General features: G+C 62.2%; 14 protein-coding genes, 1 other RNA gene and 1 pseudogene. 9 read left to right on the top strand and 7 right to left on the bottom strand.

Features of this window, described 5'->3' with window-relative positions:
- Positions 1-72: 72 nt before the first annotated feature.
- Complete coding sequence (gene xdhB, locus CHB99_RS10245) at positions 73-2,472, bottom strand: xanthine dehydrogenase molybdopterin binding subunit (protein WP_042123258.1); 2,400 nt, start codon at positions 2,470-2,472, stop codon at positions 73-75.
- Complete coding sequence (xdhA, locus tag CHB99_RS10250; protein WP_042123259.1) at positions 2,465-3,916, bottom strand: xanthine dehydrogenase small subunit; 1,452 nt, start codon at positions 3,914-3,916, stop codon at positions 2,465-2,467. The genes xdhB and xdhA overlap by 8 nt, the downstream gene beginning before the upstream one ends.
- Positions 3,917-4,380: 464 nt before the next feature.
- Between xdhA and CHB99_RS10255 the strand changes: the two genes are divergently transcribed.
- The 7 genes and pseudogenes from CHB99_RS10255 (at position 4,381) to CHB99_RS29520 (ending at position 14,268) form a co-directional block, all read left to right on the top strand.
- Positions 4,381-5,040 carry a GntR family transcriptional regulator gene (locus CHB99_RS10255; protein ID WP_042123261.1) on the top strand — a complete coding sequence of 220 codons (660 nt, stop codon included), beginning with the start codon at positions 4,381-4,383 and terminating at the stop codon, positions 5,038-5,040.
- Between the two features lie 2 nt (positions 5,041-5,042).
- Positions 5,043-8,531, top strand: a complete 3,489-nt coding sequence (gene smc, locus CHB99_RS10260; RefSeq protein ID WP_042123263.1) for a chromosome segregation protein SMC — start codon at positions 5,043-5,045, stop codon at positions 8,529-8,531.
- Positions 8,532-8,731: 200 nt separating this feature from the next.
- Complete coding sequence (zipA, locus tag CHB99_RS10265; RefSeq protein ID WP_042123265.1) at positions 8,732-9,607, top strand: cell division protein ZipA; 876 nt, start codon at positions 8,732-8,734, stop codon at positions 9,605-9,607.
- Positions 9,608-9,917: 310 nt separating this feature from the next.
- Entirely contained in the window at positions 9,918-12,275 is a 2,358-nt protein-coding gene (gene ligA / locus CHB99_RS10270) for an NAD-dependent DNA ligase LigA (protein ID WP_042123267.1), read from the top strand.
- Between the two features lie 121 nt (positions 12,276-12,396).
- Positions 12,397-12,493, top strand: an RNA gene (gene ffs / locus CHB99_RS10275) — signal recognition particle sRNA small type.
- 402 nt (positions 12,494-12,895) lie between these two features.
- Positions 12,896-13,719: pseudogene (locus CHB99_RS29515) on the top strand (AbiJ-NTD4 domain-containing protein).
- 330 nt (positions 13,720-14,049) lie between these two features.
- Positions 14,050-14,268 carry an SHOCT domain-containing protein gene (locus tag CHB99_RS29520; protein ID WP_141137279.1) on the top strand — a complete coding sequence of 73 codons (219 nt, stop codon included), beginning with the start codon at positions 14,050-14,052 and terminating at the stop codon, positions 14,266-14,268.
- Positions 14,269-14,435: 167 nt separating this feature from the next.
- Here the strand turns inward: CHB99_RS29520 and CHB99_RS10280 are convergent, their stop codons facing one another.
- The 5 genes from CHB99_RS10280 to CHB99_RS10300 all read right to left on the bottom strand — a co-directional run bounded on the left by CHB99_RS10280 (position 14,436) and on the right by CHB99_RS10300 (position 18,315).
- Positions 14,436-14,894 (bottom strand): DUF6402 family protein, encoded by a 459-nt coding sequence (locus CHB99_RS10280; protein WP_052419399.1) that lies wholly within the window; start codon positions 14,892-14,894, stop codon positions 14,436-14,438.
- Positions 14,895-14,899: 5 nt separating this feature from the next.
- Positions 14,900-15,499, bottom strand: coding sequence for a PAAR domain-containing protein (locus CHB99_RS10285; RefSeq protein ID WP_084702625.1), 600 nt, complete (start codon positions 15,497-15,499; stop codon positions 14,900-14,902).
- A gap of 276 nt (positions 15,500-15,775) precedes the next feature.
- Positions 15,776-16,015, bottom strand: coding sequence for a hypothetical protein (locus CHB99_RS10290; RefSeq protein WP_042123269.1), 240 nt, complete (start codon positions 16,013-16,015; stop codon positions 15,776-15,778).
- Between the two features lie 375 nt (positions 16,016-16,390).
- A complete protein-coding gene (locus CHB99_RS10295; protein ID WP_042123271.1) occupies positions 16,391-17,281 on the bottom strand; it encodes a protein-tyrosine phosphatase family protein in 891 nt (296 codons plus the stop codon).
- 140 nt (positions 17,282-17,421) lie between these two features.
- Complete coding sequence (locus CHB99_RS10300) at positions 17,422-18,315, bottom strand: LysR family transcriptional regulator (protein ID WP_042123272.1); 894 nt, start codon at positions 18,313-18,315, stop codon at positions 17,422-17,424.
- A 146-nt stretch (positions 18,316-18,461) separates the two neighbouring features.
- Between CHB99_RS10300 and CHB99_RS10305 the strand changes: the two genes are divergently transcribed.
- On the top strand, positions 18,462-19,541 hold the full coding sequence (locus tag CHB99_RS10305) for a 4-oxalomesaconate tautomerase (protein ID WP_084702628.1): 1,080 nt from the start codon (positions 18,462-18,464) through the stop codon (positions 19,539-19,541).
- Positions 19,542-19,598: 57 nt separating this feature from the next.
- Positions 19,599-20,918: a dicarboxylate/amino acid:cation symporter gene (locus tag CHB99_RS10310; protein WP_042123276.1), complete on the top strand. Its 1,320-nt coding sequence runs from the start codon at positions 19,599-19,601 to the stop codon at positions 20,916-20,918.
- Positions 20,919-20,926 lie beyond the last annotated feature (8 nt).

Consider the following 20,926-nt stretch of genomic DNA (forward strand, 5'->3'; position numbering starts at 1 on the left):
GCTCCTACGGGGGTAATCGTGCGTGTGTAGGAGCTGGCTTGCCTGCGAAGGGCTGCAAAGCAGCCCCGCCCTTTACTCGGTCACAGCCTCGACCTCGACCGAGGCCTCCCGCGCCGCCACCACCTTCCTCATCTGCTCGCAGCCCCACAGCACCCGCTCCGGCGTCGCCGGGGCGTCGATGTTCGGCTGCTCGCGGTAGTCGGCCATGCTCGCCACCGCATCCTTGATCGCGCACCAGGCGGCGATCCCCAGCATGAACGGCGGCTCACCCACGGCCTTGGAATGGAACACCGTGTCTTCCGGGTTCTTGCGGTTTTCCACCAGGCGCACGCGCAGGTCGATCGGCATGTCCGCCACCGCCGGGATCTTGTAGCTGGCCGGGCCGTTGGTCATCAGCTTGCCCTTGGCGTTCCACACCAGTTCCTCGGTGGTCAGCCAGCCCATGCCCTGGACGAAACCGCCCTCGACCTGGCCGATGTCGATGGCCGGGTTCAGCGAGGCGCCGACGTCATGCAGGATGTCGGTACGGAGCATCTTGTACTCGCCGGTCAGGGTGTCGACGATCACCTCGCAGCACGCCGCGCCGAAGGCGTAGTAATAGAACGGCCGGCCACGGGCCTGGTTGCGGTCGTAGAAGATCTTCGGCGTGCGGTAGAAACCGGTGCTCGACAGCGACACCTGGGCGAAGTACGCCTGCTGGATCAGCGTCTCGAAAGTGATGAACTCGTCGCGGACGCGCACATGGTTGTTGCGGAACTCGACGTCTTCCTCGGTGACCTTGTACTGCCGCGCGGCGAACTCGACCAGGCGCTTCTTGATGATCTCGGCGGCGTTCTGCGCGGCCTTGCCGTTCAGGTCGGCACCGCTGGACGCCGCGGTCGGCGAGGTGTTGGGCACCTTGTCGGTGTTGGTCGCGGTGATCTGGATACGCTCGAAATCCACCTGGAACACCTGCGCCACCACCTGCGCCACCTTGGTGTTCAGGCCCTGGCCCATCTCGGTGCCGCCATGGTTCAGGTGGATGCTGCCGTCGGTGTAGATATGGATCAGCGCACCGGCCTGGTTGAGGAAGGTCGCGGTGAAGGAGATGCCGAACTTCACCGGGGTCAGCGCCAGACCTTTCTTGAGGACCGGGCTGTTGGCGTTGAAGCGGCGGATCGACTCGCGGCGTTCGGCGTAGTCGGCGCTGGCTTCCAGCTCGGCGGTCATCTCTTCGAGCATGTTGTGCTCGACGGTCTGGTAGTAGTGGGTGACGTTGCGGTCGGTCTTGCCGTAGTAGTTGGCCTTGCGCACCGCCAGTGGATCGAGCGCCAGGTGACGGGCGATGCGGTCCATCACTTCCTCGATGGCGACCATGCCCTGCGGCCCGCCGAAGCCGCGGTAGGCGGTGTTCGACGCGGTGTTGGTCTTGCAGCGGTGACCGTGCACCGTGGCGTCGCCGAGGTAGTAGGCGTTGTCCGAGTGGAACATCGCGCGGTCGACGATGGAGCCGGACAGGTCAGGCGAGTAGCCACAGTTGCCGGCCAGATCGAAGTCGATCCCGTGCAGACGACCGCTGTCGTCGAAGCCGACGTCGTATTCGACGTAGAAGGGATGGCGCTTGCCGGTCATGGTCATGTCCTCGACCCGTGGCAGGCGCATCTTGGTCGGCTGACCGGTGAGGCGCGCGATCACCGCGCACAGGCATGCCGGGCTGGCCGCCTGGGTTTCCTTGCCGCCGAAGCCGCCACCCATGCGGCGCATGTCGAGGACGATCTTGTTCATCGGCACGTCGAGCACTTCGGCCACCAGTTTCTGCACTTCGGTGGGGTTCTGCGTCGAGCAGTAGACGATCATGCCGCCGTCTTCGGTGGGCATCACCGAGGACACCTGAGTCTCCAGGTAGAAGTGCTCCTGGCCGCCGATGTGCAGGGTGCCCTGCAGGCGGTGCGGGGCGCTGGCCAGGGCGCTGGCCGAGTCGCCGCGCTGGTGGGTGTGGCTGTCGAGCACGAAGTGCTTCTTGCGGAACGCCTCGACCACATCGAGCACCGGTTCCAGGTCTTCGTACTCGATGATCGCCGCCATCGCCGCGCGGCGCGCGGTGTCCAGGTCGCGAGCGGCCACGGCGACCACCGGCTGGCCGAAGAACTCCACCTTGTCGATGGCCAGCAGCGGATCGCCGGCGACCACCGGGCCGATGTCCTTGAGGCCGGGAATGTCTTCATGGGTGATGGCGATGCGCACGCCCTCGAAGGCGTAGCACGGGCTGGTATCGACCCGCAGGATGCGCGCGTGGGCACGGTCGGCGGTGCGCGCGTAGACGTGCAACTGGTTGGGGAATTCCAGGCGGTCGTCGATGTACACCGCTTCGCCGGACACCTGTTTGTCGGCGCTGTCGTGCTTGACGCTGCGACCGACGCCGGTGGTCAGGTCCTGGCTGAACAGTTCGGCCAGTTCCGCCTGGCTCTTGGCGACGTGATGATGGTTAGACATAAGCGGTCACCCGGGTCTCGATGTGCGGTGTTTGCAGTTCGACGAAGTACTTGCGCAGCAGGTTCTGCGCGCCCAGCAGGCGGTATTCCTTGCTCGCGCGGAAGTCCGAGAGTGGGGTGAAATCCTCGCTCAGGGCCTGGCAGGCCTTTTCCAGGGTGGCCTGGTTGAACGGCTTGTCGAGCAGCGCGGCTTCGCAGGCATGGGCGCGTTTGGGGATCGCCGCCATGCCGCCGAAGGCGACCCGGGCCTGTTCGATCACACCGTTTTCGATGCGCAGGTTGAACGCCGCGCACACCGCGGAAATGTCGTCGTCCAGACGCTTGGACACCTTGTAGGCGCGGAACGCCCAATGCTCGCGGGCTTTCGGCACGATGATGCGCTCGATGAACTCGCTTTCCTGGCGGGCGGTGACGCGGTAGTCGATGAAATAGTCTTCCAGCTTCAGGGTGCGGGTGTCGTTGCCCTTGCGCAGGACGATCTGCGCGCCGAGGGCGATCAGCAGGGGCGGCGAGTCGCCGATCGGCGAGGCGTTGCCGATGTTGCCGCCGAGGGTGCCCTGGTTGCGGATCTGCAGCGAGGCGAAGCGGTGCAGCAGCTCGCCGAAGTCCGGGTACTCGGCGCTGAGGGCGTCGTAGCAGTCGGTCAGCGGAGTGGCGGCGCCGATTTCGATGCGGTCGTCGAAATGCTCGACACGCTTCAGTTCGGCGACGTTGCCCACATAGATCATCACCGGCAGGGTGCGGTGGAACTGGGTCACTTCCAGGGCCAGGTCGGTGCCGCCGGCGAGCAGGCGGGCCTCCGGATGCGAGCCGTAGAGGTCGGCCAGGTCAGCCACGGTCAGGGGTACCAGGCAACGCTTGTCGCCGCTGTTCAGCTCGCCGGTTTCACTCGGGGCGATGGCCTTGAGGCGCTCGATGGTCTGCGCCTGGGCGGCGTCGAACTGGTCGGGCCTGGCCTGGCAGCACGCCTGGTCGGCGGCGGCGAGGATCGGCCGGTAGCCGGTGCAGCGGCACAGGTTGCCGGCCAGGGCTTCCTGGGCCTTGTGCAGGTCCGGGGCATCGCTGTTCTTCTGCAGGGCGAACAGCGACATGACGAAGCCAGGCGTGCAGAAGCCGCATTGCGAGCCATGGCAGTCAGCCAGTGCCTGCTGCACGCTGTGCAGCTTGCCCTGGTGCTTCAGGCCCTCGACGCTGATCAACTGCTTGCCGTGCAGCGAGGAAACGAAGGTCAGACAGGAGTTCAGGCTGCGGTAGCGCAGGCTGTCCTTGCCGTCTTCCTGGGTGAGTTCGGCGACCACCACCGAGCAGGCACCGCAGTCACCACTGGCGCAGCCCTCCTTGGTACCGGTCTTTCCCAGATGCTCGCGCAGATACTCGAGCACCGTCATGTTGGGGTCCAGGGCATGCTCACTGCGCAACTCCTGGTTCAAGAGAAACTGGATCACGGAAGGGCCTCACAAGCGAAATTATTGTTGTTGAGCGGACTGAGGCGGAATGTATTCAGCCTTGACTTTCCGGTCAATGATTTTCTGACTCAAAGGTCAGGAAATTTTCCGCGACTACCTCCGAAGTGCTGTCTTTCAGTGTAGGAGAACACGCTGTCTATCGTAGGCGCGGCCACTTCTTGTAGGAGCGTGGCTTGCCCGCGAAAGGACTGCGTAGCGGTCCCACATTGAGGTTGTCGGAGCCAGGGACCGCTACGCAGTCCTTTCGCGGGCAAGCCACGCTCCTACAGCCTCAGCGCCCCGACTATCGCGTTTTCAATCTGGAACTCTGCAAGCAGCATGCCGACGATTCGGCTAGTCTGAGCGGTACCTTCGTGCAGTTGACGGCGCCTTTCATGCTGGCAGCAGGGCATTTGCGGTACACTTCCGCGTTTTTAGCCGTTAACCGATTTCGAAGGAAAACCATGACGTTCAAGGCGCCGGACAGTCTCTCCGAGCAAATTGCCCATCACCTGGCCGAACAGATCATCGGTGGGGTACTCAAGCCCGCCGAGCGCATCCAGGAACAGAAAGTCACCCAGGCGCTGAATGTCAGCCGCGGTTCGGTGCGCGAAGCCTTGCTGATTCTCGAACGACGTCATCTGGTGACCATCCTGCCTCGTCGTGGCGCCCATGTGACCGAACTCAACGAGCACAACGTGCGCAGCCTGTGCACCCTGATGGGCGAGCTGTACATCCTGCTCGGCAACGCCGTGGCCACCGGCTATCAGAACCCGACCGACCTGGCGCCGTTCCTGGCCATCCAGCAGCGTCTGGCGCAAGCCTGCGAACGCAAGGACATCCGCGCCTTCGTCGAGGAAAGCTTCGCGGTGATGCGCGCCGCCTATCCGTTCGCCAACAACCCTTATCTGCAGGAAACGGTGGAAAACCTGCAGCCGGCCATGAGCCGTGCCTATTACCTGGCCCTGGACCGGCGCAAGGCGCAGATGAACGATTTCCTCGTCCTGTTCGCCCGCCTGCTGCAGGCGGTGATCGCCCGCGACCTGGCGCAGATCCGCGAAGTGCTCAGCCAGTACTGCCAGCGCAGTTGCGAGCTGGTGCTGTCAGCGCTGGTGACTGACTGACCATGCGCCTCAAGTGCATCCGCCTGGCGGGGTTCAAGTCGTTCGTCGACCCGACCACCGTGAATTTCCCCAGCAACATGGCCGCCGTGGTCGGGCCCAACGGCTGCGGCAAGTCCAACATCATCGACGCCGTGCGCTGGGTGATGGGCGAAAGCTCGGCGAAGAACCTGCGCGGCGAGTCGATGACCGATGTCATCTTCAACGGTTCCACCAGCCGCAAGCCGGTGAGCCAGGCGAGCATAGAACTGGTCTTCGACAACAGCGACAACACCCTGGTCGGTGAATACGCCGCCTACGCCGAGATCTCGATCCGGCGCAAGGTCACCCGGGACGCGCAGAACACCTACTACCTCAACGGCACCAAGTGCCGGCGCCGCGATATCACCGATATCTTCCTCGGCACCGGCCTGGGCCCGCGCAGCTACTCGATCATCGAACAGGGCATGATCTCCAAGCTGATCGAGGCCAAGCCCGAGGAGTTGCGCAACTTCATCGAGGAAGCCGCGGGCATCTCCAAGTACAAGGAGCGCCGTCGCGAAACCGAGAACCGCATCCGTCGCACCCAGGAAAACCTCGAACGCCTCACCGACCTGCGCGAAGAGCTGGAGCGCCAGCTCGAACGCCTGCACCGCCAGGCCCAGGCCGCGGAGAAGTACAAGGAATACAAGGCCGAGGAACGCCAGCTCAAGGCGCAGCTGGCGGCCCTGCGCTGGCGCGCGCTGGATGAGCAGGTGCGCCAGCGGGAAAGCGTGATCGGCGATCAGGAGGTGTCCTTCGAGGCACTGGTGGCCGAGCAGCGCAACGCCGATGCCAGTATCGAGCGTCTGCGCGATGGCCATCACGAGCTGTCCGAGCGTTTCAACCAGGTGCAGGGCCGCTTCTATTCGGTGGGCGGCGATATCGCCCGCATCGAACAGAGCATCCAGCACGGTCAGCAGCGCCTGCGCCAGTTGCAGGACGATCTCAAGGAAGCCGAGCGCTCGCGCCTGGAAACCGAGTCGCACCTGGGCCACGACCGCACCTTGCTGGCCACCCTCGGCGAAGAGCTGCAAATGCTCGAACCGGAACAGGAAATGACCCTGGCCGCCGCCGAGGAAGCTTCGGCCACCCTCGAAGAGGCGGAAGGCACCATGCACGGCTGGCAGGAGCAGTGGGACAGCTTCAACGCCCGTTCCGCCGAGCCACGGCGTCAGGCCGAAGTGCAGCAGTCGCGGATCCAGCAACTGGAGCACAGCCTCGAGCGTCTGGCCGAGCGTCAACGCAAGCTGGGCGAGGAGCGCGAGCAGCTCAGCGCCGACCCGGAAGACGCGGCGATCCTCGAACTGGCCGAGCAGGTCGCCAGCAGCGAACAGGTCCTGGACGACCTGCATCTGGAAGAACAGCAGGCCGCCGAGCGTCTCGACACGCTGCGCGAGCAACTGCAACAGGCCACCCAGGCGCAACAACAGGCACAGGGTGAACTGCAACGCCTCGGTGGTCGCCTGGCCTCCCTGGAAGCTTTGCAACAGGCCGCACTGGAGCCGGGCAAGGGCGCCGGCGAGTGGTTGCGCGAGCACGGCCTGGAACAGCGTCCGCGTCTGGCCGAGGGCCTGCGGGTCGAGCCGGGCTGGGAGCTGGCGGTGGAAACCGTGCTGGGCGCCGACCTGCAGGCGGTGCTGGTGGATGGCTTCGCCGGGCTCAGCTTCGCCGGCTTCGACCAGGGCGAACTGCGCCTGCTGGATGTCGCCGCCGGTGCGCCGCGGCTGCCTGGCAGCCTGCTGGACAAGGTCGAGGGTGGGGTGGATCTGGCGCCCTGGCTGGGTCTGGTGCGACCGGTGGAAACCCTCGATCAGGCCCTGGCCCAGCGCGACCGCCTGGCCGATGGCGAAAGCCTGGTCAGTCGCGACGGCTACTGGGTCGGTCGGCATTTCCTCCGGGTCAGCCGCGCCAGCGATGCCCAGGGCGGAGTGCTGGCCCGTGGCCATGAGCTGGAGCGCCTGGCCTTGGAGCAGGACGAACAGCAAGCCCGTCTGGCCCAACTGGACGAGCAACTGGGCGATCTGCGCGAGCAGCAGCGCCACCTGGAAGACGGCCGTGAGCAACTGCGCCGGCGTGCCCAGGACGAAACCCGCCAGCAGGGCGAGCTGAAAGCCAGACTCTCCGCCGGCAAGGCCCGCGCCGAGCAATTGAACCTGCGGCGCCAGCGCCTCGAAGACGAACTGGCCGAAGCCGCCGAACAGCGTGGCCTCGAACAGGAGCAACTGGGCGAATCGCGGCTGATCCTGCAGGAAGCGCTGGAATTGATGGCCCAGGACACCGAACAGCGTGAACAGCTGTTGGCCCGGCGCGACGGCCTGCGCGAAAACCTCGACCGGATCCGCCAGGAAGCCCGTCAGCACAAGGATCACGCCCACCAACTGGCGGTACGTCTGGGTTCGCTGCGTGCCCAGCACGATTCCACCCGTCAGGCCCTGGAGCGCCTGGAGCTGCAGTCCGAGCGCCTGACCGAAAAGCGCGAACAGCTCAGCCTCAATCTGGAGGAGGGCGAGGCCCCGCTGGAAGAGCTGCGCCTGAAGCTGGAAGAGCTGCTGGAAAAACGCATGAGCGTCGACGAGGAGATGCGCCAGGCGCGTCTGCACATGGACGACGCCGACCGCGAACTGCGCGACGCGGAAAAACGCCGCAGCCAGGCCGAGCAGCAGTCGCAGCTGCTGCGCGGCCAGCTGGAAAACTACCGCCTGGAATGGCAGGGCCTCAGCGTGCGCCGCAAGACCCTGCAGGAACAACTGCACGCCGACGGCTACGACCTCGACGGCGTGCTCGCCACCCTCACCGAGCAGGCCAGCGAGCAGGAGGCCGAGGCCGAGCTGGAGCGCCTCGATGCGCGTATCCAGCGCCTGGGCGCGATCAACCTGGCGGCGATCGAGGAGTACCAGCAGCAGTCCGAGCGCAAACGCTATCTCGATGCCCAGGACGCCGACCTGGTGGAAGCCCTGGACACCCTGGAAAACGTCATTCGCAAGATCGACAAGGAAACCCGCAACCGCTTCAAGGATACCTTCGATCAGATAAATGCCGGATTACAGGCACTTTTCCCGAAAGTTTTCGGGGGTGGCAGCGCTTATCTGGAACTGACGGGCGAAGATTTACTCGATACAGGGGTGACGATCATGGCGCGCCCGCCTGGCAAGAAGAACAGCACCATTCATTTGCTCTCCGGCGGTGAAAAGGCGCTGACCGCCCTGGCCCTGGTATTCGCCATTTTCAAATTGAATCCCGCACCGTTCTGCATGCTCGACGAAGTCGACGCGCCGCTGGACGATGCCAACGTCGGCCGATATGCGCGACTGGTGAAAGAGATGAGTCAGACCGTTCAGTTCATCTATATCACCCACAACAAGATCGCCATGGAAATGGCCGATCAATTGATGGGGGTGACCATGCACGAGCCAGGTTGCTCGCGGCTTGTGGCGGTGGATGTGGAGGAGGCGATGGCCATGGTCGACGCCTGAAACAGGAAAAAGCGCACGATCTCAGAGCAAATTCCCTGTCAGTCGTGACAGACGGTGTAAAGTTATCTTTGGTCGTGCTAGCTTAATGTCAATTTTTCGCGCGTGGGTAAAACGTCAGTCAGAACATAGAGTTGGCGCCACGTTTTAAAGGGTTTTAACCCTTTTATTTTTCAGCATTTTTTACAGAGGCACGGGATTACATGGAAATCGGTCTGCGCGAATGGCTGATCGTCATCGGCATCATTGTCATAGCCGGTATTCTCTTCGACGGCTGGCGCCGCATGCGTGGCGGCAAAGGCAAGTTGAAATTCCGTCTGGATCGCAGTTTCTCCAATCTTCCCGACGAAGAAAACAATGCCGAAGTGCTTGGCCCGTCGCGCGTGCTCGATGCGCACCAGGAGCCGCAACTCGACGAAGACGACCTGCCGTCGATGAGCGCCCCGGCGCGCGAGCCCAAGGCGGGCAAGAACAACAAGCGTGGCAAGCGCGGCAACGAGCCGCAGCAGGGTGACCTCAACCTCAGCGCCGAACCGCGCGAGCCCGACCTGTTCAGCGATGCCGACGACGATTTCCCGGCGGACAACACCCGCGCCACCACCACCACCGGCTATGGCACCGCCGCCGAGGGCAAGGAACTGCCGCCGGTCGAGGAAGTGCTGGTGATCAGCGTGATTTCCCGCGACGAAGGTGGCTTCAAGGGCCCGGCCCTGCTGCAGAACATCCTCGAAAGCGGCCTGCGTTTCGGCGAAATGGACATCTTCCACCGTCACGAAAGCATGGCCGGCAACGGCGAAGTGCTGTTCTCCATGGCCAACGCGGTGAAACCGGGCGTCTTCGACCTGGACGACATCGACCACTTCAGCACCCGTGCCGTCAGCTTCTTCCTCGGCCTGCCGGGCCCGCGTCATCCGAAGCAGGCCTTCGACGTGATGGTCGCCGCCGCGCGCAAGCTGGCCCATGAACTGAATGGCGAGTTGAAGGATGACCAGCGCAGCGTAATGACCGCGCAGACCATCGAACACTACCGTCAGCGCATCGTCGAATTCGAGCGCCGCGCCCTGACCCAGAAGCGCTGAATACCAGAAATACGCAAGAGCAGCCCAGGCCGATGCCAGTCAGTTGAATCCAATGGGGCCTCTTGGCTTGCACGAACCCTGTAATTGGATGGGCTCGTCGTGTGACGAACCACCGCGAAAGGACCGCGCAGCGGTCCCCGATAGCGGTCAGGTCTGGGACCGCTGCGCAGTCCTTTCGCAGTGGTTCGTCACACGACAAGCCAGCTCCTACAAGACCCGCGCAAGCCCCAGGGTCTTTGTCCTCGAATGCAGGCCTCCCAACTGACGCCATCCGCCCGGCTGCTCTTTTGCATTGCAAGAGACCCCAAGCATGAATGCCGAAACCCGTATCCTCGAACTGCGTGCCGAACTCGACCAGCACAACTACCGCTACTACGTGCTCGACGAGCCGAGCGTGCCGGACGCCGAGTACGACCGCCTGTTCCGTGAACTCCAGGCCCTGGAGGCCGAACACCCGGAGTTGGTCAGCGACGACTCGCCGACCCAGCGCGTCGGCGGCGCGGCGCTCTCGGCGTTCAGCCAGGTGCGTCATGAAATCCCCATGCTGAGCCTGGGCAACGCCTTCGAAGAAACCGACCTGCGCGAATTCGACCGCCGGGTGCTGGAAGGCCTCGACCTGCCTGCCGGCGACCTGTTCGGCGGCGGCCAGGCGGTGGACTACAGCTGCGAGCCCAAGCTCGACGGCCTCGCCGTCAGCCTGCTGTACCGCAACGGCCAACTGGTGCAGGGCGCCACCCGCGGCGACGGCACCACTGGCGAGGACATCAGCGTCAACGTCCGCACCATCCGCAACGTCCCGCTCAAGCTGCACGGCGAAGGCTGGCCGGATGTGCTGGAAGTGCGCGGTGAAGTGTTCATGAGCAAGGCCGGCTTCGACAAACTCAACGCGGCCCAGGCCGAGATCGGCGCCAAGACCTTCGCCAACCCGCGCAACGCCGCCGCCGGCAGCCTGCGCCAGCTCGACTCGAAGATCACCGCCAGCCGTCCGCTGGAGTTCTGCTGCTACGGCATCGGCCAGGTCTCGGCGCCGGTGGGCGAGACCCATATCGGCATCCTCGAACAGCTCAAGGCCTGGGGCATGCCCATCAGCCGCGAGCTCCGGCACGCCGCCGGCATCGAAGAATGCCTGGCCTACTACCGCGACATCGGTGCCCGGCGCAACGACCTGCCCTACGAGATCGACGGCGTGGTGTTCAAGGTCAACAGCCTGGCCGCGCAGCGCGAGCTGGGCTTCCGCGCCCGCGAGCCGCGCTGGGCCATCGCCCACAAGTTCCCGGCCATGGAAGAGCTGACCGAAGTTCTCGACGTCGAATTCCAGGTCGGCCGCACCGGCGCCGTCACCCCGGTGGCGCGGCTCAAGCCGGTCAAGGTCGCCGGCGTCACCGTGGCCAACGCCACCCTGCACAACATGGACGAAGTCGCCCGCCTGGGCGTGATGATCGGCGACACCGTGATCATCCGCCGCGCTGGCGATGTCATCCCGCAGGTGATGCAGGTCGTGCTGGAGCGCCGAGATCCCGAGGCCGTGCGCCCGGTGCGGATCCCCACCGAATGCCCGGTGTGCGGCTCGCAGGTCGAGCGCACCCAACTGGTCAAGCGCAGCAAGGGCAAGGAAACCCTCAGCGAGGGCGCCGTGTACCGCTGCGTCGGCCGCCTGGCCTGCGCCGCCCAGCTCAAGCAGGCGATCATCCACTACGTCTCGCGGCGTGCCATGGATATCGAAGGCCTGGGCGAGAAGAGCGTCGAACAGCTGGTGGACGAAGGGCTGATCGCCTCGCCGGCGGACCTCTACCGCCTGACCTACGAGCAGGTAGTCGAACTGGAAGGCTTCGCCGAAGTGTCCAGCAACAAGCTGCTGGCCGCCATCGAAGACAGCAAGCGTCCGGGGCTGGCGCGCTTCATCTACGCCCTGGGCATCCCCGATGTGGGCGAGGAGACGGCCAAGGTCCTGGCGCGTTCGCTGGGTTCGCTGCAGCGGGTGATGAAGGCGCTGCCGCAGGTGCTCACCTACCTGCCGGACATCGGCCTGGAAGTGGCCTACGAGATCCACAACTTCTTCGAGGACGAGCACAACCGCCAGGTCATCCAGCAGTTGCTGGATTGCGGCATGGTGCTGCAGGACGAAGGCGAGCTGGCGGCCGAATTCGCCCGTAGCACGACCCTCGCCGGCATGATCGCCAAACTGGATATTTCCTCGGTCGGGCCGACCGGCGCGGAAAAACTGGTGGCCAAGCTCGACAGCCTGGACAAGATCTTCGCCGCCGACGCCATCGACCTGCGTCAGGCCCTGGCGACCAAGCAGGCGGAAGCGGTGCGTGAATTCTTCCTGATCGAAGCCAACCGCGACCTGGCTCGGGCCATCGAAGCGCAGTTGCTGGAATTCGGCATGCACTGGACCAGCGAGAAGAAGACGGCCGAAGGCCTGCCCCTGGCCGGCCAGACCTGGGTTCTCACCGGCACCCTGGAGCGTATGAGCCGCGACATCGCCAAGGACAAGCTGGAAAGCCTGGGTGCGAAAGTGTCCGGTTCCGTGTCGGGCAAGACCCACTGTGTGGTGGCGGGGCCGGGTGCCGGTTCCAAGTTGACCAAGGCCAACGAACTGGGGGTCAGCGTGCTGGACGAGGACGCCTTCGTCGAGTTCCTCGCAGGGCAGGGCATCGCCGTCTGACGCCGTGGCGGGACAAGTCATTGAGAAATGATGACTTTTTCTCGCCGCAGAGGTTGTAACTCTGTCTCAGACCGGTACAATGGCGCGGCTCGTCACCTGACGAGCTGCGTTATGGTGGCCCCATCGGTCCCCCCGCAACGATTACCCGTTAACCTGGTCAGGCCCGGAAGGGAGCAGCCACAGCGGGAACATTGTGTGCCGGGGTGTGGCTGGTGGGGCCGCCTCCATTTCATAGATCCTTGAATTCTCAAGGATTTCTCGCTCAAAAAACCTAGAAGTGGACCAGTGCCGTAGAACACCTGAGTGGTGTGCTGTGATGGGCGTTCTATCCTCCATTCATCTTGGTCCTCAATCCCGATCAATAGCAGATTTGTCTGTTCCTTCGCTATCAAGCCATTCAGTTTGTAACCTCTCAGTCATGAACCTGTGACATCCGGCCAGTGACGTGCCGTTGTTCGGCTTTGTAGCTGAGTGCGGATGCTGAGCAGCTATCGACGTGAGCGAAGTGGCAGGTCAGCACTGGCCATCAGCCACCGTGTACAATGCAGTGAATCGACAGGTCTCGTTGGCCTTACACGCATAGAAGGGGTGCCATGGTGACAATGGATTTCTCTCAGCGAATGGGCTTGGCTCCCGTTCATAAAGTCGCACAGACTGAAAGTATTGATGGCGAGTTACTCGTATCTTTGTGGAATGTGGTATGCCTGCAGTTGTTCTCTAAATATCGATCTAATAATCATCTTGGGATAGATGACCTTTCACAATCTAACTTTAATGCATTGGCTCTGAAGGTGTATTCAGGCTTTCTTAAGAAACCTATTGATTTTATGCCGGATAGCTGGGAGTCAATTAGGCAGGAGTTGAGAGGGTTTTTTTTAAATCCCCTTGGCATCGGGTCTACAGCTTCATGGAGTTTTTGGTAGCTATTAACTACAGTAATACTTCAGGTCAGCTTGTTGGTGAGTTCAATAAGGTTCTAGAACGGGAGAACTCAGCTTATCGGTTTGTGTCGGGATGCATTACTCCTATTTCTTCGTCCGAGGAAGTTGAGGAGGTCGAGTCAGCAATTCGCAACTCGGATCGCTACGCGGGTGTTAGAACTCACATTCAAACTGCGTTGGGCTTGCTTACTGACAGAGAAAATCCTGATTATCGAAACTCGATAAAAGAAAGCATTAGTGCCGTTGAGTCTCTTGCCAAAAAACTGGTTGGCGATGAGAAAGACACGCTAGGTAATGCTCTCAAGATACTGGAAGATAAACATAATTTGCATGCAAGCATGAAGTCGGCATTTTTGAAGCTTTACGGCTACACAAGTGATGCTGGAGGAATAAGGCATGCACTGATGGATGGCTCTGCCACTCCAACAAAAGCTGACGCCCGATTCATGCTGATTTGCTGCTCGGCCTTCATAAACTTTGTAATCGACAGCATTGATGAATAAGCACCTAGAATAATTAAACTCAGTAGTACAGAGGTTTTGCCATAGTTACTACCATGACCCCTATTCTCGTAGTCGCTCGACGGCTCCAGTTACTAAACCGGCTAAAGCTCTCGGTAATGGTAGTCTTGTGCTGTAATTGAGTCTAACTATAGGCTTTTCAATCATGGGAATATAACCTTAGAATTTCTTTTCATGGTTTTTTTGTTTGCTTGTTCCACTGGCATGGGTATGCTGGCGAACTCGAAAGGGCGAGGATTTTAGGGGTATGCGCTGCTGTCTCTTATCACTTCTCCTCTCCTTGGGCTAGTCGTTGCTCTCATAGTCAGCGATTTGTATAAGGACGCGGCAAAAAAGCAGGAGCAGGCAGCTCAAAATGAACGTCATTTAGAGTCATTAAAAGCTGTTGCTCGCTCGAATACCGTCGCATCATCGACTCAAGAAAATATGTCTGTAGCTGATGAGCTTGAAGAGTTAGCTTCCCTGAAAGAATGGGGCATATTGACTGAGGATGAATTTGCGACCAAGAAAGCACAGCAACTAAAAAGTTAAAGAAGGCGTCCCGTGCGGCGAGGCGTGTTGAAGAGGTCCGCGACCAACCCCCAGTCGGCGTCGGAAATTTCGTATCGCTGTTTGGGCATGGCAGAGCCTTGCGCTGAAAAGGCCAGAACTCTACGGAAACTCAGGTGGACTGGGGCGTTGGCGGAATTTCAAAGGTTTCATGCAGAGCCTAGTTCGAATGGCGAGTCGAATGACCAACCTGCTGCTACCAAACGCTCTTTCAATAACCGTTTTGCGTTGTATGTATCGATGATCGCTTCTGCCTGAGTCACTGCTTTTCGACAGTGCTCAAATCGCATCGCCCAGTCCATCTTGACAATGCTTTGATCGCAATTTTCTGGTCTGAGGGTGAATGGATGGGGTTGAGTTTCAACTTCTTTCCATGCCTCCGGCATCGCCCACGCAGGACTATCAAACCACCGCTGCATCAAAGCAGCCGCAGTCTCCCAACCCATATTGCGCATGGCGCCGGGCAGGCGCGTCAGCGCCAGTCGGTTGATCACGATCTTCTTGGGGGGATGGTCTTTACCGGGCGCGGTATCCAGTGTCGCGTTGGGCAGGGCAAACAGGGTGTCTGGACCCAGTGCGTTGGTTTGTTCGAAGTCGTTCAGGGACATGGGGATTACTCCAGGAGCGGCGCCGGGGCGCTGGTGGCGACGTTCAGGTGGGTGGCTTGAGCGCTGTAGCAGATATGGCTGTAGCCCTCCGGGTTGAGGGTGTCGCCGGCAAGGCAGGCGCCGTTTCGCAGTAGGGCGTAGTCATGGGTTGGGCAGGGCATGTTCCATTGATCGACCAACTGGAAGGCGCCGCTGCAACGTTCGATATCGAGGTCTTGAGGAGTTCTGCTCGCTGAATGCGCAGCCGTTGCGGCTGGCGCAGGCCGGAAGTCGTTTCCAGGTTGGCTCGAATCTCTGCCTTGCGAGCCAGCAGGCAGCGGATCGTCTTCGTAGTCGTAGGTCATGAAGCTGATCGAGGGGATCAGCTTTGCCCGGCAGGGACAGGAACTGAAACTGTGCAGTGTCCCCGCCGCTTTTCGACCGTTGCTGGTGAATCTTTCGATCCCGCCGATGATCGTGTAGACCCTGCCGGTGACCCCGCAGGTGACCTGGTGACCTTCGCGGGCGTGGGCGAAGCCGAACATGTTGATGTGAGTGTCGCCCTCGACGACGCTGCCGCCGCAGGTGGTCTTGTCGCCCAGGGCGATGAAATTTCCTTTAGCCATCGGGCCTCCAGTCCTTATGCGCCAGTCGCTGGATCGGGCGCGGATTTTGGTAATGGATGGCAGTGGCTGTTCTCTGGTCTGAAGGACTCTGCCGTCCGAAAGGCCAGAGGATGGGGGTAATAGGGAGAGAAAGAAGTAGGAAGGATCTGCAGATTGCTGGGGAATTGTCTGTTTGATGTACTGGGACCGCCCTGCGGTCCTTCGCGGGCAAGCCGCGCTCCTACGAGCGATATGGACAGGCCAGAGGGCCGCGGAGACAAGCTCCGCGGCCTTCATTCACACCGGTACGGCCACCGACGAAGCCGACAGCGCAACCGACAGCAATGCCTTGCTAATTCTCATATTCAGCAGGGCATTGCTGAGCATCATCTGATGCCTTTCGGTGGGCAGGTCGGGGAGGGAGGAGGCGGCGTGGATGGCCCGTTTCAGGTGTTCTTCGGCTTTGCGGACGGCCTCTTCATGGTGAAGGCCGGGGCCGACGCAGAGGACGGGCGGATCGGGGACGAGCTTTTTCATGGCATATCACTCATTGAGATTGAGTTAGCCACTTTCGCTGCTAAACGATGGGTGGCGACTGTACGTGGGTTAGCAGACCGGTCAATGAGCGAACCCGGCGCACCCGAAGGTGCCCACACATACAGCCGCCATAACTGGCCGCTGGTGATCGCTCAGGGAACGGACTGCTAATCCGGTCGTTGATTTGGCAACGACCGGCGAAGAGTAGGTACCGTTTCCAGGGGACGCAACCGCCAGGCGGGGTTGGGGAGTATGCTTGGGAAATTGCCTACAAGAAAGTCGGAGATCGATGAAGTTTCTGGGTAAATGCAACATCTTGTGATGCGCATGAAAGAGCCGGCGGCAGCGATCCGCCGGCTTGCGGGGGGAGGGAACTCAGCTACTCGCCGGCAAGCACGCCGCAATCAGCTCGCCATCGATGTTCTTCGTATAGATGTAGTTGCAGTACGCCTGTGTCACCGGAATATCCACGCCGCCCGGTGGCGAGTCGTTGCTGGGGGCGGCGCGTCCGGCCGCGGCCTGGGCCTTGGCCAGGGTGCAGGGCACGCCGTTGCTCGCGGGCAGGTCGAGGGCGGCCAGGTTGCTGCCGAAGGTCATCAGGTAGCCAGCCACCGCCGCGCCAGTGCGGTTCACGCCCGAATCACAGTGAACATAGATGATCGCGTTGGTGATCGCCTGCAGCGTCGCAGGTACGCCGGGCAGGTTGGGGGTCTGGTTCTGCAGGGCATTCCAGATCGCCGGGACCAGTGCGCTGTAGTTGAAACCTTCATTGCTCGTCCCCGGGCCAATGGAGTTGGCGGGGGACGGGTTCCAGGTCGCGCCGACGCTCTGCAGCAGCGAACTGCCCAATGCCTGGATCGGCCAGTACATCATCGTGGTGCCGGCGGCGACCCCGCTGTTGGTGGCGCTGAAGTAGACCGGATAAGGACCCGAGTTGCCGTTGGGGGTGGGGCTGCCCTCGGCGAACCAGGCGATCTCGGACTCGACGATCTTCTGGTCCTTTTCGCTGCCGAAGCCGATCAGGCAGAAGTCGATCACCATGGGGTTGGCGCTGAGGGTGATGCCCGTGCTGGCGAAGTTTTCATCGCTCTTGATGGCTGCGATCAGGTCGGCAATGACGAAGGGATCGCCCGCTTCCGTCTTGGCACCGAAGGCAGAGCTGCCACGGACCAGGATGTTGTTGAAGTAGCTGTTGTAGTCCACAACCCGAACTGAACCGGGGATGAAGTTGCCGTGTCCATGAATCTTTTTGTCGGTGGTCGTCATGACAGCTCTCTTTCTTACTTCAGGGTAAGGGGAGGTGGCGTTGGCAGTGGCACATCGATGTGACCGGGGCCGGTTGTAGAGTGGCACATTGCTATGTTTTCGCTAGGAGAAAATTGAGGGCTTCGATGCTGCATGGGGTCTCACGCATTCGGCCACTTCTCCAACAGAATCGACACGAACTTCTCCGCCGCCGGCGACAACGACGCCCCCCGCCGATACACCAGCCCCAGCGTGCGGGTCACCTGCGGCTCCACCAGCGGCACGCTCACCAGTGTCGGGTGATCCGCGGTCGGCATCGCCAGGCTCGGCATGGCCGATACCCCCAGGCCCGCTTCCACCATGCCCAGCGATGTCGACAGGTGTTGCACCTCGTAGAACCACTTGGGCCGGATGTTCAGCCCGGACAGGGCATGGTCGAGGAGGATCCGGTTGCCGCTCAGCCGACCCACGCCGATCAGGCGGTAGTCCACCAGTTCGCTCCAGGTGATCGAGGCACGCTTCGCCAGCTCATGGTCGCGACGGCAGGCGAGGACGAAATGCTCCTGGACCAGCGGCACGAATTCGATGTCCGGGTGCTGGCCGCTCATCATGTTGATGCCAAAGTCGGCTTCGCCGCGCAGCACGGCCTCGAGCCCGTCGTTGGCGCTGAGGTCGAGCAGGCGGATGCGGATCTTCGGGTACTGGTCGTTGTAGACGCGGATCACCGACGGCAGGAAGTAGAAGGCCGCCGTGGGGATGCAGGCGAGGGTGACCTGGCCGCTCTGGCGCTCGGCCAGTTCGCGGATGCTCAGGATCGAATCCTCGAAGTCGTCCAGCAACCGCCGCGCCTTGGGCAGGAAGTCCCGCCCGACACTGGTCAGGCCGACCCGACGGGTGGTGCGCTCCAGCAGCGGCGTGCCCAGCCCTTCTTCCAGCTTCTTGATCCGCCGGCTCAGTGCCGGCTGCGACAGGTGCAAGGCTTCCGCCGCCTCGTGGAAGCTGCCGAGTTCGGCGATTTTGACGAAAGATCGAAGATCCTGAAGCTCGTATTCCATGAATGCACGCCTGTAGCAGTCAAAAGATATTGATGCGCTAAACGAAATAATAGCGACGATCTTTGCATTGGATTGATTTATCCGTGGGTGTCACTCTTTCTCCCACAACATCAATTATGCCGATTGATCAGTGAGAGTCAGTAGTCATGCAACGAATTCCCTGTGTGCTCATGCGCGGCGGTACGTCCAAAGGCCCGGTCTTCCATGCCTGGGACCTGCCGTCCAACGTCGTCGAGCGTGACGAGGTCCTGCTCAATATCATGGGCTCCGGCCACGAGCTGGAGATCGATGGCATCGGTGGCGGCAGTCCGCAGACCAGCAAGGTGGCGATCGTCAGCCCGTCGCTGCACGCCGACGCGGACGTCGACTACCTGTTCGTCCAGGTCATGGTCGCCCAGCGTCGGGTCGATACCGCGCCCAACTGCGGCAACATGCTCTGCGCGGTCGGCCCCTTCGCCATCGAGCAGGGCCTGGTCAAGGCGCAGGACGGTCACACCCTGGTGCGCATCCGCAACCTGAACACCAATACCTTCGTCAATTCGCGGGTGGAAACCCCGGGCGGCATCGTCCGTTACGAAGGCCAGACCGCCATCGATGGCGTGCCCGGCACCGCGGCGCCGATCCACCTGACCTTCCTCAACGCCATCGGCAGCAAGACCGGCAAGCTGTTCCCCACCGGTCAGGCCCGCGATGTGATCGACGGGATCCCGGTCACCTGCATCGACATGGCCATGCCGATGATGATCGTCGAGGCCAGCCAGCTGGGTGTGACCGGTTCCGAATCCCCGGCGCAGCTGGATGCCGACGTGGCGTTGCTGGAGAAGCTCGAAGCGCTGCGGCTCAAGGCCGGTCGGGCGATGGGCCTCGGTGATGTGAGCAGCATGGTGATTCCCAAGCCGGTGCTGATCTCGCCCCCGCGCTACGACGGCACGCTGCAGGTTCGCTACTTCATGCCGCACAACTGCCATCGGGCGCTGGCCATCACCGGCGCCGTCGGTCTGGCGACGGCCTGCGTCAGCCCGGGAACCGTGGCCATGGACATGCTCGGCGAGGCAGCCGGCGAACTCGCTCGGATCCGTCTGGAACACCCCAGCGGCGCGATCGATATCGCCCTGTCGCGCAATGGCGCGCAGGGCGGTCCGCTGCAGGCGTCGGTGGTGCGCACCGCACGCCGGCTGTTCTCCGGCTTCGTGTATGCGCCGCGGTCAAGGCGCCTGGCTGGTTAATTCTTATACAATTGTTGTCAAGCGCATCCGCACAAATCCAACAATGGGTGATGCCTCATGAAAATCGCCAAATCGCTGTACTTCCAGATCCTCTGCGCCGTGGTGCTGGGTGTGCTGGTCGGTCACTTCTGGGCCCAGCAGGCCATTGCCTTGAAGCCGCTGGGCGACGCGTTCATCAAGCTGATCAAGATGATGATTGCCCCCGTGGTGTTCTGCACCATCGTCACCGGCATCGCCGGGATGACCGATAAAAGCACCCTGGGCCGCCTGATGGGCAAGACCTTGCTGCTGTTCCTGGTGCTGACGGTGATCAGCCTGGGCATTGGCCTTGCGGCGGTGTACCTGTTCCAGCCCGGCGTGGGCATGAACATCGATCCTTCGCGCCTCAATACCTCGGGGTTGAGCCAGTACACCGAGTCCGCGGCCAAGCTGGGGGTGGTGGACTTCTTCATGCACATCATCCCCGACACCTTCGTCGGTGCCTTCAACAAGGGCGAGGTGCTGCCGGTGCTGTTCATCGCCGTGCTCAGCGGCTTCGCCCTGTCGGCCATGGGCGAGCGTGGCAAGCCGGTGCTGGATGTGCTGGAGGCCCTGTCGCAGATGGTCTTCCGCATCTTCGGCTACCTCATGCGCTTCGCCCCGGTCGGTGCTTTCGGCGCGCTGGCCTTCACCGTCGGGCAGTACGGCATTACCTCGCTGGGCTCGCTGGCCAAGCTAGTGATGACCCTGTACATCGCCTGCGCGTTCTTCGTCGTGGCGGTGCTGGGCACGCTGTGCCGCCTGCATGGCTTCAGCCTGTGGAAGCTGCTGCGTTATTTTCGCGAGGAGTTCCTGGTGGTGCTGGGCACCTCGTCCACCGAGCCGGTGCTGCCGCGGATGATCGAGAAGCTCGAACGCCTGGGCTGCAAGAAAGGCGTGGTGGGTCTGGTGCTGCCGACCGGCTATTCCTTCAACCTCGACGGCACGGCCATCTACCTGTCGCTGGCGGCGGTGTTCATCGCCCAGGCCTGCAACATCGACCTGAGCCTCGGGCAGACCCTGACCATGCTGGCGATCATGCTGCTTTCGTCCAAGGGCGCGGCGGGTGTCACCGGCAGCGGCTTCGTGGCGCTGGCCTCGACCCTGACGGTGATCCACGACATCCCCCTGGCCGGCCTGGCCCTGCTGATCGGCATCGACCGTTTCATGTCCGAAGCCCGGGCCCTGACCAGCCTGGCGAGCAACGCGGTGGCCACGGTGGTGATGTCCCTGTCCGAGAAAGCCTGTGACCGCGAGGTGCTCCTGCGCACCCTGGAGGAGGGGCGTGCGCGGCCTTCGACCGCCCCGCTGCAGCAGTCCGTCGACTGGACCCCGGAGCCACGGCAGCGTCCGCACTGACGCTGCGC

This window comes from Pseudomonas japonica, assembly GCF_900188455.1.
GTDB classification, from domain to species: Bacteria; Pseudomonadota; Gammaproteobacteria; order Pseudomonadales; family Pseudomonadaceae; genus Aquipseudomonas; species Aquipseudomonas japonica.

Excerpts from the sequence above, each read along its gene's own strand:
- xdhB (WP_042123258.1), bottom strand. The coding sequence starts at position 2,472 with ATGTCTAACCATCATCACGTCGCCAAGAGCCAGGCGGAACTGGCCGAA.
- CHB99_RS10255 (WP_042123261.1), top strand. The coding sequence starts at position 4,381 with ATGACGTTCAAGGCGCCGGACAGTCTCTCCGAGCAAATTGCCCATCAC.
- smc (WP_042123263.1), top strand. The coding sequence starts at position 5,043 with ATGCGCCTCAAGTGCATCCGCCTGGCGGGGTTCAAGTCGTTCGTCGAC.
- zipA (WP_042123265.1), top strand. The coding sequence starts at position 8,732 with ATGGAAATCGGTCTGCGCGAATGGCTGATCGTCATCGGCATCATTGTC.
- ligA (WP_042123267.1), top strand. The coding sequence starts at position 9,918 with ATGAATGCCGAAACCCGTATCCTCGAACTGCGTGCCGAACTCGACCAG.
- CHB99_RS10280 (WP_052419399.1), bottom strand. The coding sequence starts at position 14,894 with ATGTCCCTGAACGACTTCGAACAAACCAACGCACTGGGTCCAGACACC.
- CHB99_RS10285 (WP_084702625.1), bottom strand. The coding sequence starts at position 15,499 with ATGGCTAAAGGAAATTTCATCGCCCTGGGCGACAAGACCACCTGCGGC.
- CHB99_RS10290 (WP_042123269.1), bottom strand. The coding sequence starts at position 16,015 with ATGAAAAAGCTCGTCCCCGATCCGCCCGTCCTCTGCGTCGGCCCCGGC.
- CHB99_RS10295 (WP_042123271.1), bottom strand. The coding sequence starts at position 17,281 with ATGACGACCACCGACAAAAAGATTCATGGACACGGCAACTTCATCCCC.
- CHB99_RS10300 (WP_042123272.1), bottom strand. The coding sequence starts at position 18,315 with ATGGAATACGAGCTTCAGGATCTTCGATCTTTCGTCAAAATCGCCGAA.
- CHB99_RS10305 (WP_084702628.1), top strand. The coding sequence starts at position 18,462 with ATGCAACGAATTCCCTGTGTGCTCATGCGCGGCGGTACGTCCAAAGGC.
- CHB99_RS10310 (WP_042123276.1), top strand. The coding sequence starts at position 19,599 with ATGAAAATCGCCAAATCGCTGTACTTCCAGATCCTCTGCGCCGTGGTG.